The following is a 17,153-nucleotide window of genomic DNA, read 5'->3' as shown; positions in this document are numbered from 1 at the left end:
GGGGGGGGGGGGGGGGGGGGCCCCCCTGGGTGTGGCCCCCCCCCCCCCCCGGCGGGGGGGGGGGGGGGGGGGGCGGCCCCCCCCCCCCCCCCCCCCCCCGCCCCGGCGCGTGTCGGTGGCCGCACGGGGGAAGACGAACGGCCATGGTTGAACGCATGAACGTCACCGACATCCTGACCGATGGGTACGCCCGCATCCAGGAGACCGTGCACGCGGCCGTCGAGGGCCTGGCCCCCGACGACCTCCACGCCCGGCTCGACGACGACGCCAACTCGATCGCCTGGCTCGTCTGGCATCTGACCCGCGTCCAGGACGACCACATCGCGGACGCGGCCGGCACCGAACAGCTCTGGACCGCCCAGGACTGGGCCGGCCGCTTCGACCTGCCGCTCCCGGCCGACGCCACCGGCTACGGGCAGAGCAGCAAGGAGGTCGCGGCCGTCCGCGTGGGCTCGGCCGATCTGCTCCTCGGCTACTACGACGCCGTCCACGAGAACACGCTCGCCTACATCAGCGGCCTGGACGGCCACGCGCTGAGCCGCGTCGTGGACGAAGGGTGGGACCCGCCCGTCACCCTGGGAGTGCGGCTGGTCAGCGTCCTGTCGGACGACCTCCAGCACGCGGGCCAGGCGGCCTTCGTCCGGGGTGTGCTGGAGCGCCGCTAGCGGAGGCTCACGCGCCGCGCGTACGGGCGTAGTGGCCCGGGCCCGTGCCCACGATCCGCTTGAAGTGGCGGGTCAGATGGGACTGGTCGTAGAACCCGGCCGACGCGGCCACCGCCGACGCCGGGACCCCGCGCAGCAGCAGCCGGCGCGCCAGGTCGACCCGCCGGCCCGTGACGTACTGGTGCGGTGCCATCCCGAACTCGCGGCTGAACGCCCGTACCAGATGGGCGTGATGGGCGTGCAGCCGCACACCGGCCTCCTGGAGCGTGATGCCCTCGACGTACGTCGCGTCCAGCAGCTCGCGCAGCCGGTGCGCGATCCTGCCGTCGTGGACGTACGGGGCGGAGCCGACCCGGTCGCGCAGATGCTGCCCGAGCCGTTCCGCGACGAGGGCGAGCCGGCTCGCCGCCTCCAGCTCGTCACCCCGGTCCGCGAGCGTGCGGTGGAGGCTGTCGATACGCGTGCGCAGCGCCGGGTCGTGCAGCACGGGCCGGTCCACCGCCCGGCCGATCAGCCGTTCGTCCACCTGGCCGGTCTCCAGGTACAGCACGCGCTTGCGGAAGCCCTCGGGGGTGGCCGCCTCACCGTTGTGCGGGACGTGCGGCGGCAGCAGCGTCACCGTGTGGGTGAGCACACCGTGCTCGTGGTGGTCCAGGTCGTAGCGCACCATGCCCTCGTCCACGACCAGCAGCGTCCAGGCGTCGTGCGTGTGCATGGGGTAGGCGTGGTCGGTGAAATGGGCGTGGAAGACCTCGGCGATCCCCTCCACGGGCGGCGACCACGCGGTGATCTCGGGACGTGCTGCGGCCATACGCCGATCGTACGCCGCGCCCCCACGTGCAAAGTTCGTACAAGACCTGGCCCCGGGCGGCCCGGCAGGCTCGGGGGCATGACAGCCGAGACCACCGCACCCGCCCCCGTCCGCTTCGACACCAAGATCGCCGTGCTGCTCCGCGACGACCTGGAGACCTGGCAGCGGCTGAACGTCACCGCCTTCCTGGTCAGCGGTCTCGCCACGGCCGCCCCGGAGCTGATCGGCGAGCCCTACACCGACGCGGACGACACCCCGTACCTGCCGATGTTCCGCCAGCCGGTCATGGTCTTCGAGGGCCCGAAGGAGACGCTCACCACCGCCCACACCCGTGCGGTCTCCCGGGGCGTGGCGCTGTCCGTGTTCACCTCGGACCTCTTCGCGACGGGCAACGACCGGGACAACCGCGCCGCGGTGCGCGCGGTGCACCGGGACTCGCTGGACCTGGTGGGGATCGTGGTGCACGGCCCCCGCAACGCGGTGGACAAGATCCTCAAGGGCGCGTCGATGCACCGGTGACGGCGGCCGCGCCGCCCGCCGGAACGAGGGGCGGCGCGGCCGTTGTCACAGGGCGCGGTCCACGACGTACGGGAACAGCGTGAGCATCTCCTCCAGGGCACCGGGCGCCGACGCGACGCTCTCCAGGCAGGCCCGCGCCCGCTCCAGGTGACCGTGCGCCTCCGCCGTGGCGGCCGCCCGCCCGCCGGCCTCCTCCACCAGCCCGGCGGCCCGCCGCACCGATTCCTCGTCGAGCGGTCCGCCGCGCAGCAGCGCCGCCAGCTCCGTCGCGGCCGGTCCGCCGGCGGCGAGCGCGGCGAGCACCGGATAGGTCTTCTTGCCGCGCCCGAGGTCGCCGTGCACCGGCTTGCCCGTGACCGCGGGATCGCCCCAGATCCCCAGCACATCGTCCGCCGCCTGGAACGCCACGCCCAGGTGGCGCCCCGCCGCGGCCAGCGCGTCGGCCTCCGTGCGCCCGGCGCCCCCGAGCAGGGCGCCCAGACCGGCGGCGCAGCCCAGCAGCGCACCGGTCTTGCGCTCGGCCATCTGCCGGTACTCGTGCGCCCGCACGGCGTCGGGACCGGTCCAGGGCCGCGACTCGAAGAGCAGGTCGTCGGCCTGGCCGTGCACCAGGTCGGTGAGGGTCCCGGCGAGCAGCCGCATCGCCGGCGCGCACTGCCTGCCCGGCGCGTCGGTGAGTGTCCGCACCGCCTGGGCGAACAACGCGTCCCCCGCGAGGACCGCCGGGCCGGTTCCGTACGCCTTCCAGGCGGTGGCACGCCGCCTGCGCGTCTCGTCGCCGTCCATGATGTCGTCGTGGAGCAGCGAGAAGGTGTGGATCAGCTCGACGGCGACCGCTCCGGGCACCGCGTCCCGGGCCTCCGCCCCGACGGCCTCCGCGCCGAGCACGGCCAGCGCCTGGCGTACGCCCTTGCCCTGGGCGCCCGGCACGTCGTCGCCGTCCACCCCGTCCCACCCGAGCGAGAACGCGGTGATCTCGGCGTGCCACGGGTGCAGTTGGCGCACGGCCCGGGACAGGGCGGGGCGGACCAGGGCGCGGCAGCGGGCCAGGATGCGCGGTGCGGTCACCGGGGAGGAGGCCGTCGGGGACGTCATCGCCCACCGCCCGCGTCCGCCGCCTTGTCCCCGGCCCGCTCCACGCCCAGCTCCGTGTACGCCCGGTCGACCATGTCCCGGGCGTTGAGCAGCCCGATCCGGTCGAGCGTGGCCCGCAGCGCGTCCAGGTCGGCGGCCGTCTCCCGGGCGTCCCGCCCGAGCCGGGCGAGCGACTTCACCAGTCCGAGCCGCGCCAGCGCCTCGCCGCGGGGCTCCGCCATCGCCCGGAACTCCTCCAGCGCACCCGCGTAGCCCTGCCGGGCCTCCTCATGGCGTCCGGCGCGGTAGAGCACGTTGGCGCGCATCTTGTGGTTGTACGCCAGGGCGCTCGACAGTTTCATCTCGCGGCAGGTGACCTCGGCCTCGGCCAGCAGTTCCAGCGCACGGTCCGGGTCGTTGTCGCGTACGGAGATGATGTCGGCCATGCCGCGCAGCGCCCAGGCCCGGCCCCGCCGGTCGTCGGCGTCACCGGCGAGCTGGGCCGCCTCCTCGAACATCGCCAGGGCGGTGTCGAAGGAACCGGTGTTGCGGTGGATCTGCGCGATGCCCTCCAGGGCCCAGACGGTGTGGCGCGCCTCGCCGCGTGCCCGGGCCTCGGCGAGCAGTTGCTCGTGCAGCGCGGCGACGGTCCGGTAGTCGCCCTGGATGCGCCCGGTCTCCGCGAGGCCGGCGAGCGAGTAGCCCCGGGCCACGACGTCCCCGCCCCTCTTGCCCATGTCCGCCGCCAGGCCCAGGAGCCGGAACGCGAGCCGGAGCCGGCCGCGCTGGCGGGCCAGCGTGCCGCCGCTCCACAGGGCCCAGGCCATCGCCCCGACGTCGTCCGCCGAGCGGGCGGCGCGGTAACTCGCCTTCCACGCTGAGTCGGCGTCCCGGACCTGGCCGAGCCTGCGGTGCGCCTCGGCCACGGCGAGACCCGCGCGGGCCACTTCCCGGGCGGAGCCGGAGCGTTCGGCCTCTTCCAAGTGGCGTACGCCCTCGGCGAGTACGTCCGTGAGTGAGGCGTTCACGGACATCTTGGTGAGGGCGCCCTGGTATTCGGGCGCCAGTGCCTTGCTGTGCATGGAAGCCTTTCGCGCGGGCACGGGCGGCCGCGGCCATGACTATGCAGTGCATGTATACACGTAGCGTATAGTTGGCCGGTTCTCCGGTCCGTGCTCAGGGGGGAGGGGCGAGAGTGGTCGTGTGTGCGGCGTGCCGCCTTGCTGTGGATCAAGACCACGGATCGGCGCCCGGGGTTGCCTCGTCCCGGGAATTGTCGTCGGAACGGTGGACCTGGGTGCTCGTGGCCCCGTCAGGCGGCCCCGTCCGCCAAGTGCTCGACGAACCAGTCGCGGGCCCGCTCCGCGACCTCGTCCAGTGTCCCCGGCTCATCGAAGAGGTGCGTCGCACCGGGGATGACGTCGAGCCGGCTCTCGCAGCGCAGCTCCGCCTGAGCCCGGCGGTTCAGGTCCAGGACCCGGGTGTCCCGACCGCCCACGAGCAGCAGGGTGGGGGAGCGGACCTCGCCCAGGCGGGCCCCCGCCAGATCGGGCCGGCCGCCCCGCGAGACGACCGCCCCGATGCCGGTGTCCCGGTCCGCGCCCGTGACGGCCGCCGCCTGGAGCGCGGCGGCCGCGCCCGTGCTGGCACCGAACACGCCGAGGGGCCCGGGCGCATGGCCCCGCACCCAGGCGGTGGCGTCCACCAGGCGGCCGGCGAGGGCCGAGATGTCGAAGACATGGCCGCCCTCCGCCTCCTCGTCCGCGGTGAGCAGGTCGAACAGCAGCGTGCCGAGGCCGGCCCGGTTCAGCGCCGCCGCGACCGACCGGTTGCGTGGGCTGTGCCGGCTGCTCCCGGATCCGTGGGCGAACACCACGAGCGCCCCGGAGCCACCGGCCGGGGTGAGGGTGCCGGGCAGGTCGACCCCGCCGGCCTCCACCAGGACGTCGCTGGTCAGCCGGGGACCGGTCTGCCGGGCGGCCAGGGCCAGCAGCGCGACGACCTCCTCGTCCGGCGTCTGGCCGAAGTCCCGGTACCACTCGCCCACCGCCGAGAAGGCGGCCGGTGACGACAGGCAGACCAGTTCGTCCGCCTCCTTCCGCAGCCGGGCCGCCGCGGACGGCGGCGCGACCGGCACGGCCAGCACCACATGGGCGGCGCCCTGCGCCCGGGCCACCGCGCAGGCGGCGAGGGCGGTCGCGCCGGTGGCGATCCCGTCGTCCACCAGGACCACGGTGCGCCCGGCGAGCGGGACGCGGGGCCGATCTCCCCGGAACTCCCGGGCCCGCCGCCGCAGTTCGGTCTCCTCCGCCTCCTGGACGGCCGCGATCTCGGAGTCCGACACGCCGGCCCGGCGCACGATGTCGTCGCTGATGATCCGGACCCCGCCCTCCCCGATGGCCCCGAAGCCCAGTTCCGGGTGGCGCGGGACGCCGAGTTTGCGGACCACGATGACGTCGAGCGGGGCGTCGAGCTCCTGCGCGACACGGAAGGCCACCGGCACACCGCCGCGCGGGAGCCCCAGCACGAGGGGATCGCTCTGCGCGAGGGGCCGGAGGGCTTCGCCGAGCCGCCGGCCCGCGTCGGTCCGGTCGGCGAACAGCACGGGACTCACCCCACATCGCGGACCACGCACGGCGGTCACTCGTCTCTCGGCGGTCACCCGTCTCTCGCCGGGCGACGCACGTACCTCATTCCAATCAACCGCGCCCGCCGGGCCCGCGCAAATCGGCGGAAAAGCACGGGACTCCGACACGTAGATGACAATGAAAACGATTGTCGTTAACGTATGCGGGGTCGGGTGCGCAGCCTGTCGGCCGTCCGCCGACGTGTGCCCGGAATTACGCAACCGTGCGTCCGAACAGGGGGAGTTGTGGCTCATCTGCTGATGGTCGAGAGCTGGGTCGGGTCGATGAGCAGGTTGTTGCCGAGAGCCATCCGGGAGGGCGGGCACGAGTTCACCTTCCTCACCCGCGATCTGCACCACTACCTGCGTTCGGCGCCCGAGGGCACCCGGCACCCGCTGCTCTCGGCCCGGAACGTCCTGACGGCCCCCACCAACGACCCGGACCTCCTGCTGCCGTTCGCGGAACGCGCCCACCGGGCCCTGGGTTTCGACGCGGTGGTCTCCTCCTGCGACTACTACCTGCCGGTGGCCGCCCGTATCGCGGCCCGTCTGGGCCTGCCCGGCCCCGCGCCCGAAGCGATGGAGAACGCCTGCCGCAAGGACGCCACCCGCGACGTCCTCGCCCGCGCCGGAGTGCCCGGACCGCGCTACGCGGTCTGCGCCGACTGGCCCGGCACCGCCAAGGCGGCGGCGCGGATCGGGCTGCCGCTGGTCGTGAAGCCGGTTGACCTGTGCGCGGGGATGCTGGTGCGCCGCGTGGACGACGAGGCGCAGCTCGCCGAAGCCCACCGCGCCCTCGCCGACTTCCCGGTCAACGCGCGGGGGCAGCGCCGTTCCCCGGTGGTCCTGCTGGAAGAGCTGCTGCACGGCCCCGAGGTCAGCGTCGAGACCGTCACCCACCGGGGACGGACCCGGGTGATCGGGGTGACCGACAAGAGCATCGGCGGCGCCCCGGCCTTCGTGGAGACCGGGCACATGTTCCCGGCGGACCTCACCGAACAGGACGCCCACGCGGCCCGGGACACGGCGGTCCGGGCGATCGAGGCGCTGGGCCTGGACGACGTGGTGGCGCACACCGAGGTCAAGCTGACGCCCGCGGGACCCCGCGTGGTGGAGGTCAACCCCCGCCCGGCCGGCAACCGCATCACCGAACTCGTCCGGCACGTCACCGGTATCGACCTCGCCGCCGCCTGTGTGAGCGTCGCGCTCGGCGAGGAGCCGGATCTGCGGCCGCACGACACCGGACTGCGCAGCGCCGCCATCGGCTTCCTGGTGCCCGGCACCGGGGGAGTGCTGGACGGCGTCGGCGGCGGCGACGCGGTCGGTGAGGCCGACGACGTGCTGGAGCTCAGCCTCGCCGCGCCCGGCACCCGGGTCACCGCCGAGGGCAGCAACAACGGATACCTCGGACATGTGATGGCGGGCGACACCGACGGGCCGGGCGCCCGCGCCCGCGTGGAAGCGCTGCTGGCGGGCCTCCGCCCCCGGGTGGTGTCCCGATGACCGCGCACACCGCCACCGCCCCGGCCCCCGGCTCGTGCGAGGAGCTGGTCTCCCGGGTCCTGGCCGGCGCGTACGGGCAAGATCCGAGGGCCCTCCGCGTCAGCACCGCCTTCACCACCCGCCAGTCCGTCCGGCATACGGGGCGGGCCGGCGGCTACCGCAACGAGGTGCTGAGCCTGCGCATCGGCGCCGCCGTCGGCTCCTGCGCGGTCGAGCCGGACGAGCTGCCGGAAGGCACGGCCGACGACTGCGTCGGGACCGACGCCGCCACGCTCCTCGCCCACCCGCTGCGGCCGGTACGGATCGCCGCACTCGACACCGTCCTCATGCACGCCCTGCCCCACGGCCCCGCCTCGGGCGCCCGGCCATCGCCGCTGCCCGCCGGGGGATCCCTGGAGAAGTCGCGGGCCAGGGCGCGCGCCGTCGTCGGCCTGCTCGACCTGCCGCCCGGCCGCACGGTGCTCGTCGTCGGCGTCGTCAACTCGCTCCTGGAGGCGCTGCGTGAGCGCGGACTGCGGTACGTGCCCTGCGATCTCAAGGGCGGCGCCACGGAGTGGGACGAGCCGGTCCGCACGGACGCCCCGGACCTGCTCACCCGCTGCGACGCCGTCCTCGCCTCCGGGATGACCCTCGGCAACGGCACCTTCGAACAGCTCAGGGTCCATGCCCTGCGGCACGGCAAGCAGCTCGTGATGTTCGCCCAGACGGGCAGCGCGGTGCTGCCCCGGCTCATCGGCTCCGGGGTCACCGCCGTGTCCGCGGAGCCGTACCCCTTCTTCTGGCTCGATGGCGGCCCCGGCACCATCCACCAGTACGGAGGCACCCGGTGACCACAGCACTCCTGCGCCCCGCCGGCAACCGCGAACTGCTCGGCCTCGTCGGGCGCACCCCGCTCGCCCGGATCACCGCGCCCCTGCCCTGTCCGCACCCCGGTTTCTGGGCCAAGCTCGAAGGTTCCGGGGTGGGCGGCATGAAGGCACGCGCCGCCGTCTCGATGCTCCAAGGGGCCGAGGAGCGCGGCGAACTCCGCCCCGGCGCACCGGTCGTGGAGTCGACGTCCGGCACCCTCGGCATCGGCCTCGCCTTCGCGGGCCAGGCGCTCGGGCACCCCGTGATCCTGGTGGGCGACTCCGAACTCGAACCGTCCATGCGGCAGTTGCTGCGCGCGCACGGCGCCCGGCTCGAACTGGTCGACCGCCCGGCCGAGCGGGGCGGCTGGCAGGCGGCCCGCCTCGCCCGGCTCCACGAACTGCGGGCCACACTGCCCGACGCCTACTGGCCCGACCAGTACAACAACCCCGACAACACCGCCGGATACGCCTCGCTCGCCGCCGAGATCGCCGGCCGGCTCGACCGGGTGGACGTGCTGGTGTGCAGCGTCGGCACCGGCGGACACAGCGCCGGCACCGCCGCCCCGCTGCGCGCACACTGGCCCGCGCTGCGGCTCATCGGCGTCGACGCCACCGGCTCGGCCATCTTCGGCCAGCCCGCCCGCCCCCGGCTCATGCGCGGCCTCGGCAGCAGCATCCATCCCCGCAACGTCGCCCACGACCGCTTCGACGAGGTCCACTGGGTCGGCCCGGCCGAAGCCGCCGACAGCTGTCGCAGGCTCGCCCGGGGCAACTTCGTCAGCGGCGGCTGGAGCACCGGGGCCGTCGCCCTCGTCGCCGCCTGGGCCGCCCGGGTGCACCCGGGCGCGGTCGTGGCCACCGTCTTCCCCGACGGACCGCACCGCTACCTCGGCAGCATCTTCGACGACGGCTTCAACGCGCTGCACGGCCTGCGCACGCACGCCCCGGCAACCCGCCCCGTGGAGATCTCCCACCCCGGCGCGGCGGAGGCCACGGGCTGGACCCGCTGCACCACGGTCACCGGCCCCCGGGAGCTCCGATGAAGTGCGCCCTCACCACCGTCGAACTCCGGCTCGCCGAGCCGCTGCGGATCTCCCGGTCCACCACGACCGCCCGGCACGCCGTCCGGCTCTCCGTCGGGCACCAGGGACTCCACGGCCACGGCGAAGCCGTCACCAGCGTGTACTACGGACTGGACACGGGGGCCCTGCACCAGTGGCTGCAGCGGTCCTCCCGCGCACTCGCCCGCTTCCCCGACCCCGAGACCGCCCTCGCCGCACTGCCCGAGATCGCCACCGACGCGCCCCCGGCGGTCACGGCCGCCGTCGAGTCCGCGCTGCTCGACCTCGTCGGCAAACGCGCCGGGAAACCCGCGCACCGGCTCCTCGGCGCCGCCGCCGCGCCCACCGCCGCCACCGCCCGGACCATCGGCATCACCACGCCGTCCCGGGCCGCCGCCCTCGCCGGCCGCCTCGCGGACCAGGGATTCACGGTGCTCAAGGTCAAGGCCGGATCGGCGGACCCCGAGGACGACATCGCCCGGGTCCGCGCGGTCCGCGCCGCCGCCCCCGGCGTACGCCTGCTGCTCGACCCGAACGGCGGCTGGAGCCGGTCCGCCGCGCCCCGGCTGCTCGGGCGGTTCGCCGAACTGGGCGTCGAGGCCGTCGAACAGCCCGTCGCCCCCGGCGACCCGGAAGGGCTGGCCCGGCTCGCCGCGCGGTCACCGCTGCCGGTCGTCGCGGACGAGGACGCCGTCTCCTTCGAGGACGCCCGCCGCCTCGCCGGCCGCGTCCACGGCATCAACGTCAAGCTCGCCAAGTGCGGCGGACCCGGGGCGGCCCTGCGCATCGCCGCACTGATCGCCGGAAGCGGAACGGATCTCATGCTCGGCTGCCTCACCGCCAGTTCACTCGGCATCGCCCCCGCCGTCCACCTCGCCGACCGGGCCCGGTGGACCGACCTGGACGGCCATCTCCTGCTCGCCCACGACCCCTGGACCGGCATCGGCGGCGACGACGGAACCGTACGCGCGAGTGCGCGGCCGGGGCTCGGCGTACATCCGAGCCCGGCGCCCGCCCCGGCAGAGGTGCGGCCGTGACGACCTGGCGCGAGATCCGAAGCTTCAGCCCCGCCGTCCGCCTCCTCCTGGTCAACCAACTCGGCGTGAACACCGGCTTCTACCTGCTCATCCCCTACCTCGCCGTCCACCTGAGCCGCGACCTCGGCATGTCCGCCGCCGCCGTCGGCACCGTCCTCGGCGTGCGCAACCTCAGCCAGCAGGGGCTCTTCGTCATCGGCGGCTCGGCGGCGGACCGGCTGGGCGCGCGGGGCGTGATCATCACCGGGTGCGCGCTGCGAACCGTGGGCTTCGGCCTGTTCGCCCTCGGCGACGGAACGGCCGTGCTGCTTGCGGCCTCCGTGCTCAGCGGGCTGGCCGGCGCGCTGTTCAACCCGGCCGTCCGCGCCTACCTCGCGCAGGAGTCGGGGGAGCGCAAGGCCGAGGCGTTCGCCCTGTTCAACGTGTTCGCGACGACCGGGGCCCTCGTCGGCCCCCTCCTCGGCAGCGCGTTGCTCTTGGTCGACTTCCGGGCGGCGGCCCTCACGGCGGCCGGGCTCTTCGCGCTCCTGACCGTCGCCCAGGCCCTGATGCTGCCCGCCGGACAGGTCGCCCCGGCCAAGGAGAGCGTGCTCGCCGACTGGCGCGAAGTGGTGGGGAACCGGGCGTTCATGGCGTTCGCCCTGGCCATGGTGGCCATGATCGCCCTGGAGAGCCAGCTCTATCTGCTGCTCCCCGAGGGCGCCCGCCGGGCCACCGGATGGGACGGCGCGGCAGGACCGGTCCTCGTCGTGGCGACACTCGCCGGGCTCGGGTTCCAGCTGCGCATCACCAGGGCGCTGCAACGGCGTGGCAGCCGGGCGGGCTGGATCAGCTGCGGCCTCGCGCTCATGGCCGCGGCCTTCGTACCGCCCCTGCTCGTGACCTCCGGACCGGGCACGGACCCGGGAGACATGCCCGGCACCGCGCTGCGCATGGTCCCCGTCCTGTTGGGTGCCCTGCTTCTCCAGACCGGCCTCATGGTCGCCCAGCCCTTCGTCATGGAGCTGGTGCCCGGCTTCGGCCGGTCCCGCCTCACCGGTACCTACTTCGGCGTCTTCTACGTGGTCTCCGGCATCGCGGCCGCCCTGGGCAACGCCGCCGTCGGCTGGGCGATGGACACCGGAGCGCGCACGGGCGCCGGCTGGCTGCCCTGGGTGTGCTGTGCCGGCCTCGGGCTCGCCTCGGCGGCCGCCGTCGCCCGGCTGCACCGCGCCGGGGCCCTGCCCGCCGCGCCGGCGCCCCTGCCGGTCCGGGCGTGAGGGGGCCGCGATGAAGGACGGGAACCTGCTCACCGACAACCCGGCCCTGTACGAGGCCCGCTTCCCCGACGCCGAAAGGCTCGCCGGACGCTGGACCGAGGACTGCCTGCGCACCCATGGGTCCGGCGCCCGCGTCCTGGACATCGGCTGCGGCACCGGCCGCGACGCCGCCCATCTCCACACGGCCGGCCGTACGGTGACGGGCGCGGACCTCTCCGAGGCGATGCTCCGGTACGCCGCCCGGCACCACCCGGGCCCCCGCTACCTCCGCGCGGACCTGCGCCGCTTCGACCTGGGGGCGGGGCGCTTCGACGCCGTGGTCTGCCTGGACAGCGCCCTGCTCTACTGCCGGACCGACGCGGAACTCGACGGATGCCTCGCCGCCTGTCACCGGGCGCTGGCCCCCGGAGGGCTGCTCGTCGCGGAGATGCGCAACGGCGCCTACTTCCTCGGCCGCGCGCACCGCGACGGCGCCCCCGCCACCCATGCGTTCACCCACGAGGGCGTCACCTACGGCTCCGTCACCCGGCTCCGCGTGGACGCCGCCGGACGCCTCCTGCACCGGTCCCGCACCTGGACCACGGACGACGGCTCGCCCCCGGTCGAACAGCGCTCCGCCTGGCGCCTGCTGCTCCCCGAGGAACTGCACCGCACCGTCACCGGGGCCGGATTCGAGGTGCTGGCCCTGCACGACGGGCCGGGACCCCGCACCGAACCCGCCTGGCGCGAAGGCGCGGTCCCGGCGGGCACGACGACCGGCGACCGACTCCACCTCATCGCCCGGCGCGCCTGAGCCGGTCCCCGAAACCCACCCCACAGCAAGGACACCCGTGATGCACGACGACCACTTCCCCGGTCCGCACCGCAGAGGCTTCCTGATCGCCTCGGGAGCCGCCGGCGCGGCCGGAGCCCTCGCCCTCGCCGGCTGCGCGGGCACCCCCGGCACCTCCGACGCGAAGGAAGAAGCAGGCACCCCGAAGCGCGGCGGCCGGCTGAGGGCCGCCTTCGCCGGGGGAGGGGCGAGCGAGACCCTGGACCCGCACCTCAGCAACCTGTTCGCCGACGCCGCCCGCGCCAAGGCCCTCTACGACAAGCTCGCCGACTACGGCGCCGACCTCTCCGCACAGCCCCGCCTCGCCGCCTCCTGGGAGCCGGACGCCACCCTGAAGCGGTGGAAGGTCTCCCTGCGCTCCGCGGTCTTCCACGACGGCACACCCGTAACGGCCGCCGACGTCCTGCACAGCTACCGCCGCATAGCCGACCCGAAGCGCGCCTTCCGGGCCAGGGCCTCGCTCGAACCGATCGACCTGGCCGCCAGCCGGGCTCTGGACGAGCGGACCGTGGAGTTCGTCCTCAAGCGCCCGACCGCCGAATTCCCCAACATCATGGCCGCGTTCGGCGCGTACATCATCCCGGCGTCGGCGCGCGAGGGCGACTTCGACCACGCACCCGTCGGCAGCGGACCCTTCCGCCTCGTCTCCTTCGCACCGGGCCGCTCCACCCTCCTGCGCCGCAACGACGCCTACTGGGAGGGCGCGCCGCATCTGGACGAGCTCGAATTCGTCGTCGCCGACGAGGAGTCCGCGCGCGTCAACGCCCTGCTCGGCGGCCAGGTCGAGTACGCCCACGAGCTGAACCCCGCCACCGCCCGCGCCCATGAGCACGGCGGGCGCGTGACCATCGTGCGGCTCCGCAACAGCGCCATGCAGTCCTTCGCCATGAAGTCCGACCGGCCGCCCTTCGACGACCGCCGCGTCCGCCAGGCGCTGTTCCTCGTCGCCGACCGCGCGGAGCTCGTACGCGGTGCTCTCTCCGGCGCCGGCGAGATCGGCAACGACCTCTTCGGCAAGGGGTACGAGTACTACGCGGACGGCCTCCCGCAGCGCGAGCAGGACCTCGGGCGCGCCCGGCGGCTGCTGAAGGAGGCGGGCGCCGACGACCTGCGGATCACGCTGGACACCTCACCGGTCGCCTCCGGCTTCACCGAGGCGGCCGCCGTCTTCCGCGACCAGGCCGCGAAGGCGGGCATCACCGTCCGCGTACGGACCGGCAGCAAGGACACGTACTGGAAGGACATCCTCGACTCCGGCACGCTGTGCTGCTACCGGTCCGGGGCGATGCCCATCGAGTCGCACCTCTCGCAGCGGCTGCTCACCGACTCCACCACCAACGCCACCCACTGGCGCCATCAGGACTTCGACGACCTGTACCGGCAGGCCCAGTCCACGAAGGACCCGGGACAGCGCGCGGACGTCTACGCCCGCATGCAGCGCCGCCTGTACACCGAGGGGCCGTTCCTCATCTGGGGCTTCGCCGACTGGATACTCGGCACCGCCCGCACTGTCCGGGGCATCGAGCGGCAGGCCCCCGCCAACACCCTCGACTGGGCCCGCTTCGACAAGGTGTGGCTGGCGTGAACGCGACCGGACGCTGGGCGGCGCGCCGGCTGCTGCTCGGGGGCGCGCAGACCGCCGCCGTGGTGCTGCTCGTCTTCGCCGCCACCGAGGCCCTGCCCGGTGACGCCGCCGTCGCCCTCGCCGGCGACCAGCCCGACCCCGAACGCATCGAGGCCGTCCGTACGGCCATGCACCTCGACCGGCCCGCCCACGAACGCCTCCTCGACTGGACGGCCGGTCTGCTCCACGGCGACCTCGGCACCTCGCTCACCTCCGGCCGGCCGGTCGCCGCCGCGCTCGCCGACGGGATCGGCCCCACCCTGCTGCTCGCCGTACCGACGGTCCTGCTGCTGGTCCCGGCGGGGATCGGCCTGGGCGTCCTGGCGGCCCGGCGCGAGGGCGGGAAGGCGGACCGGACCATCAGCGCGGTGCTGCTCACCCTGTACGCCGTTCCCGAATTCGCCCTGGGAGCCCTGCTGGTCACCGTCTTCGCCCTGCGGCTCGGCTGGTTCCCGCCGACCGCGGTCGGGTACGGCACCGAGCTCGCCTCCCATTTCGCCGCGCTCGTCCTGCCCGTCCTCGTCCTGCTCGCGCGCCCGGTCTGCTCCCTCGCCCGGCTCGTCCGCGCGGGCATGCTCGACGCGCTGGCCTCCCCGTACGTGGCACAGGCGCGCCGCTGCGGGATCTCCCGCACCCGTGTCCGTTACGCGCACGCCCTCCCCAACGCCCTCACCCCGGCCACCCAGCAACTGGCCCGCACGGTCGACTGGCTGCTGTGCGGAGTGGTCGTCGTGGAGGCCCTGTTCGTGGTCCCCGGGCTCGGCACCGTCCTGATGAACGCGGTCGCGGAGCGCGATCTGCCCACGGTGCAGGGGCTCGCCGTGGTGTTCGGCCTCGTCACCGTCCTGCTCAACCTGGGCGCCGACCTGGTCACCCACCGCCTCGCCCCCCGTACCGAGGTGGCCGCATGATGGCTGTGGCCGTGGCCCGCTCCCGGCGCGGGCTGAAGCGCATCGTCGTCGGCCGTCCGCACCCCCGCACCCCGGGCGCGGCACGGCTCGTCCCCGGCCTCCTCGTCCTCGGCGTTCCGCTCCTGATCGCCCTGGCGGGGCCGCTGTTCGCCGGTGACGCGGGACCGCGCGGCACCTCGCTGACCACCGGATCCGGTCACCCGCTCGGCACCGACTTCATCGGGCGCGACGTACTGCGGGAGGTCCTGCTCGGCGGCCGGTCCGTCGTCACCGTCGCCGTCGCGGCGACGGCCCTGACGTACGCGGTGGCGCTGCCCGTCGGCTTCGTCTGCGCCCTCACCCGCCGGACCTGGCTGGAGGAGGTGCTGATGCGTCCCCTGGACGTCCTGCTCTCCGTGCCGTCCCTCCTCGCCGTCCTGCTGGTGGCCGCCGCCGTGCGGCCCGGCCCGGCCGGGCTCGCGGCCGTGGTCGCGTTCGTCGGCATCCCGGACGCGGCGAGGATCGTCCGGGCCGCCGGGGCGGAGGCGGCCTCGCGGCCCGCCGTCGAGGCGCTGCGCATGCAGGGCGAGAGCTGGGCGCGCCTGGCCCTCGGCTACGTCGGGCGGTCCATCGGCCGCACCCTCGCCGCGGACATCGGCGTCCGCCTCACCGGCACGGTGTACCTCGTGGCCACCGCCGCCTTCCTCGGCGTGGGCGTGGCCCCGGACGCGGCCGACTGGGCCGTGATGGTGGACCGCAACCGCACCGGCCTGTCCGTGCAGCCGTGGGCGACCGTGGTCCCCGCCCTGCTGATCGTCGCGCTCACCATGGGCGGCAACCTGCTCGCCGACGCCGCGCTCATCCGCCCGCACCGCACGGAGAAGAACCGATGACCCCTGTACGTACCGCCGCGCGCGAGCCGGTCGCCGTGATCGAGGGGCTGCGGGTGGAGGTTGCCGGGCGTGCCGTGCTCGACGGCGTGGACCTCAGCCTGCGGCCCGGCCGGATCACCGCGCTGACCGGCGGATCGGGCAGCGGCAAGACCACCACCGGGCTCGCCCTGCTCGGCGAGTACCCGCCCGGCGCCCGGGTCACCGGCAGCGTACGGGCCCCGCAGGGCCTCATCGGCTACGTGCCGCAGCATCCGGCAGCCGTGCTCAACCCGGCCCGCCGCATCGGCGCGCTGCTCCTGGACGTGGCGCGCGACCGCGTCCGGCACCTGCCCCGGCGGGCGCGCCGGGCGGCGGCGCGGGAACGCGTGCTCGACGCGCTCGCCCGCGTCCGGCTGCCGGCGGACGGACGGCTCCTGCGCCGCTTCCCGCACCAGCTCTCCGGAGGCCAGCAACAGCGCGTCGTCCTCGCCCAGGTGCTGCTGCTCGGCGCCCGCGCCGTCGTCGCGGACGAGCCGACCACCGGTCAGGACCCGCTGACGAAGCGCGGGATCGTGGACCTGCTGGCCGATGTGGCCCGGCAGGGGATCGCCGTACTCCTGCTCAGTCACGACGCGGACGTCGTCCGGGCGCTGGCCGACGAGGTGGTGGTCCTGGAGGAAGGCCGGGTGCGGGAGGCGCGCCCGGGGGACGGGCGGGACCGGGCACCTCTGGGCGGTGCGGGGCGGCACGGCGTGGTGCTCGACGTGCGTTCCCTCGTCGCGCGTCACGGCCGGAAGCCCGTGCTCGACCGCGTCTCGCTCGCCGTCCGCGCCGGTGAATGCCTCGCCGTCGTGGGCCGGTCCGGGAGCGGCAAGACGACCCTGGCCCGCTGTGTGGCCGGTCTGCACCCCCGCCACGACGGAGACGTGCTCCTCGACGGCGAGCCCCTGCCGGCCGGCCTGCGCGACCGGTCCCGTAGCCAGGTGGCCGCTGTGCAGTACGTGTTCCAGGACGCGAAGGCGGCCTTCGACGCGTACCGCCCCGTGCTCGACCAGGTCGCGCGGACGGCGGTACGCCTGCGCGGAGCGGCCCCGGCCGGGGCGAGGCGCGAGGCGCTGGCACTGCTGAGCGCCCTCGGGCTCCCGGAGGCGAAGGCGGCGCGCCTGCCCGCCCACCTCTCCGGCGGCGAACTCCAGCGCGCGGCACTGGCCCGCGCGGTCCTCGCCCGCCCCCGGGTCCTGGTCTGCGACGAGATCACCTCCGGGCTCGATCCGCTGACCCGGGACGCGGTGCTCGGCCTGCTCGGCGGACTCCTGCGCTCGGGACACACCGACGCGCTGGTCCTGATCACCCACGACCTGGCGACCGCCGCCCGGGCGGACCGGATCGCGGTGATGGACGACGGCCGGATCGTGGAGACGGGGGCGGCGGGGCGGGTGCTGGGCGCGCCGGAGCACCCGTGCACCGGGGAACTCGTGGCGGCGGACCGGTCGTTCGGGGCGGCGGGCTGAAGCGCCCGCAGCCCCGCC

16 protein-coding genes are annotated in these 17,153 nt (G+C 75.0%); 12 read left to right on the top strand and 4 right to left on the bottom strand.

All coding sequences use genetic code 11. From position 1 onward, the window contains the following. Positions 1 to 155 precede the first annotated feature (155 nt). On the top strand, positions 156 to 665 hold the full coding sequence (locus ACIQZN_RS19230; RefSeq protein ID WP_403994909.1) for a DUF664 domain-containing protein: 510 nt from the start codon (positions 156 to 158) through the stop codon (positions 663 to 665). Between the two features lie 7 nt (positions 666 to 672). On the opposite strand, the gene ACIQZN_RS19225 is transcribed toward ACIQZN_RS19230, so the two are convergent. Beyond that, entirely contained in the window at positions 673 to 1,476 is an 804-nt protein-coding gene (locus tag ACIQZN_RS19225) for an AraC family ligand binding domain-containing protein (RefSeq protein ID WP_403994906.1), read from the bottom strand. Between the two features lie 78 nt (positions 1,477 to 1,554). Between ACIQZN_RS19225 and ACIQZN_RS19220 the strand changes: the two genes are divergently transcribed. Next, entirely contained in the window at positions 1,555 to 1,995 is a 441-nt protein-coding gene (locus ACIQZN_RS19220; RefSeq protein WP_403994904.1) for a DUF2000 family protein, read from the top strand. Positions 1,996 to 2,040: 45 nt separating this feature from the next. On the opposite strand, the gene ACIQZN_RS19215 is transcribed toward ACIQZN_RS19220, so the two are convergent. From ACIQZN_RS19215 to ACIQZN_RS19205, 3 genes are all read right to left on the bottom strand, one after another. Then, positions 2,041 to 3,090, bottom strand: coding sequence for a polyprenyl synthetase family protein (locus ACIQZN_RS19215; protein WP_403994901.1), 1,050 nt, complete (start codon positions 3,088 to 3,090; stop codon positions 2,041 to 2,043). Continuing rightward, a complete protein-coding gene (locus ACIQZN_RS19210; RefSeq protein WP_403994898.1) occupies positions 3,087 to 4,151 on the bottom strand; it encodes a tetratricopeptide repeat protein in 1,065 nt (354 codons plus the stop codon). The genes ACIQZN_RS19215 and ACIQZN_RS19210 overlap by 4 nt, the downstream gene beginning before the upstream one ends. 230 nt (positions 4,152 to 4,381) lie before the next feature. After that, on the bottom strand, positions 4,382 to 5,674 hold the full coding sequence (locus ACIQZN_RS19205; RefSeq protein WP_403994895.1) for a phosphoribosyltransferase family protein: 1,293 nt from the start codon (positions 5,672 to 5,674) through the stop codon (positions 4,382 to 4,384). A gap of 267 nt (positions 5,675 to 5,941) precedes the next feature. Here ACIQZN_RS19205 and ACIQZN_RS19200 point away from each other — a divergent pair, with 267 nt between their 5' ends. Genes ACIQZN_RS19200 through ACIQZN_RS19155 form a run of 10 tightly spaced genes read left to right on the top strand, consistent with a single transcriptional unit; the run spans position 5,942 to position 17,135 of the window. After that, on the top strand, positions 5,942 to 7,198 hold the full coding sequence (locus ACIQZN_RS19200) for an ATP-grasp domain-containing protein (protein ID WP_403994892.1): 1,257 nt from the start codon (positions 5,942 to 5,944) through the stop codon (positions 7,196 to 7,198). Continuing rightward, the gene (locus ACIQZN_RS19195; protein WP_403994889.1) at positions 7,195 to 8,028 is read left to right on the top strand and encodes a Rossmann-like domain-containing protein; all 834 of its coding nucleotides are present in this window, start codon (positions 7,195 to 7,197) and stop codon (positions 8,026 to 8,028) included. The genes ACIQZN_RS19200 and ACIQZN_RS19195 overlap by 4 nt, the downstream gene beginning before the upstream one ends. Next, entirely contained in the window at positions 8,025 to 9,092 is a 1,068-nt protein-coding gene (locus ACIQZN_RS19190) for a PLP-dependent cysteine synthase family protein (RefSeq protein ID WP_403994886.1), read from the top strand. Before ACIQZN_RS19195 ends, ACIQZN_RS19190 begins: the two co-directional genes overlap by 4 nt. Then, a complete protein-coding gene (locus ACIQZN_RS19185; protein WP_403994883.1) occupies positions 9,089 to 10,147 on the top strand; it encodes an enolase C-terminal domain-like protein in 1,059 nt (352 codons plus the stop codon). Before ACIQZN_RS19190 ends, ACIQZN_RS19185 begins: the two co-directional genes overlap by 4 nt. Further along, positions 10,144 to 11,406, top strand: coding sequence for an MFS transporter (locus ACIQZN_RS19180; protein ID WP_403994880.1), 1,263 nt, complete (start codon positions 10,144 to 10,146; stop codon positions 11,404 to 11,406). The genes ACIQZN_RS19185 and ACIQZN_RS19180 overlap by 4 nt, the downstream gene beginning before the upstream one ends. Positions 11,407 to 11,416: 10 nt before the next feature. Continuing rightward, positions 11,417 to 12,199: a class I SAM-dependent methyltransferase gene (locus ACIQZN_RS19175; protein ID WP_403994877.1), complete on the top strand. Its 783-nt coding sequence runs from the start codon at positions 11,417 to 11,419 to the stop codon at positions 12,197 to 12,199. Positions 12,200 to 12,239: 40 nt separating this feature from the next. Beyond that, positions 12,240 to 13,823 (top strand): ABC transporter substrate-binding protein, encoded by a 1,584-nt coding sequence (locus ACIQZN_RS19170; protein WP_403994873.1) that lies wholly within the window; start codon positions 12,240 to 12,242, stop codon positions 13,821 to 13,823. After that, complete coding sequence (locus tag ACIQZN_RS19165) at positions 13,820 to 14,773, top strand: ABC transporter permease (RefSeq protein WP_403994870.1); 954 nt, start codon at positions 13,820 to 13,822, stop codon at positions 14,771 to 14,773. Before ACIQZN_RS19170 ends, ACIQZN_RS19165 begins: the two co-directional genes overlap by 4 nt. After that, a complete protein-coding gene (locus ACIQZN_RS19160) occupies positions 14,773 to 15,645 on the top strand; it encodes an ABC transporter permease (protein ID WP_403995125.1) in 873 nt (290 codons plus the stop codon). Before ACIQZN_RS19165 ends, ACIQZN_RS19160 begins: the two co-directional genes overlap by 1 nt. Next, positions 15,642 to 17,135: an ABC transporter ATP-binding protein gene (locus ACIQZN_RS19155; protein ID WP_403994867.1), complete on the top strand. Its 1,494-nt coding sequence runs from the start codon at positions 15,642 to 15,644 to the stop codon at positions 17,133 to 17,135. The genes ACIQZN_RS19160 and ACIQZN_RS19155 overlap by 4 nt, the downstream gene beginning before the upstream one ends. Positions 17,136 to 17,153 lie beyond the last annotated feature (18 nt).

It is taken from the genome of Streptomyces sp. NPDC097595, from assembly GCF_044761525.1.
Taxonomy (GTDB): domain Bacteria; phylum Actinomycetota; class Actinomycetes; order Streptomycetales; family Streptomycetaceae; genus Streptomyces; species Streptomyces drozdowiczii_A.
This window is presented reverse-complemented; position numbering and strand designations above follow the sequence as displayed.

Bases quoted from the DNA above. Each gene is read 5' to 3' on its own strand.
- ACIQZN_RS19210 (WP_403994898.1), bottom strand. From the start codon at position 4,151: ATGCACAGCAAGGCACTGGCGCCCGAATACCAGGGCGCCCTCACCAAG.
- ACIQZN_RS19170 (WP_403994873.1), top strand. From the start codon at position 12,240: ATGCACGACGACCACTTCCCCGGTCCGCACCGCAGAGGCTTCCTGATC.
- ACIQZN_RS19155 (WP_403994867.1), top strand. From the start codon at position 15,642: ATGACCCCTGTACGTACCGCCGCGCGCGAGCCGGTCGCCGTGATCGAG.
- ACIQZN_RS19225 (WP_403994906.1), bottom strand. From the start codon at position 1,476: ATGGCCGCAGCACGTCCCGAGATCACCGCGTGGTCGCCGCCCGTGGAG.
- ACIQZN_RS19230 (WP_403994909.1), top strand. From the start codon at position 156: ATGAACGTCACCGACATCCTGACCGATGGGTACGCCCGCATCCAGGAG.
- ACIQZN_RS19195 (WP_403994889.1), top strand. From the start codon at position 7,195: ATGACCGCGCACACCGCCACCGCCCCGGCCCCCGGCTCGTGCGAGGAG.
- ACIQZN_RS19175 (WP_403994877.1), top strand. From the start codon at position 11,417: ATGAAGGACGGGAACCTGCTCACCGACAACCCGGCCCTGTACGAGGCC.
- ACIQZN_RS19215 (WP_403994901.1), bottom strand. From the start codon at position 3,090: ATGACGTCCCCGACGGCCTCCTCCCCGGTGACCGCACCGCGCATCCTG.
- ACIQZN_RS19160 (WP_403995125.1), top strand. From the start codon at position 14,773: ATGGCTGTGGCCGTGGCCCGCTCCCGGCGCGGGCTGAAGCGCATCGTC.
- ACIQZN_RS19220 (WP_403994904.1), top strand. From the start codon at position 1,555: ATGACAGCCGAGACCACCGCACCCGCCCCCGTCCGCTTCGACACCAAG.
- ACIQZN_RS19185 (WP_403994883.1), top strand. From the start codon at position 9,089: ATGAAGTGCGCCCTCACCACCGTCGAACTCCGGCTCGCCGAGCCGCTG.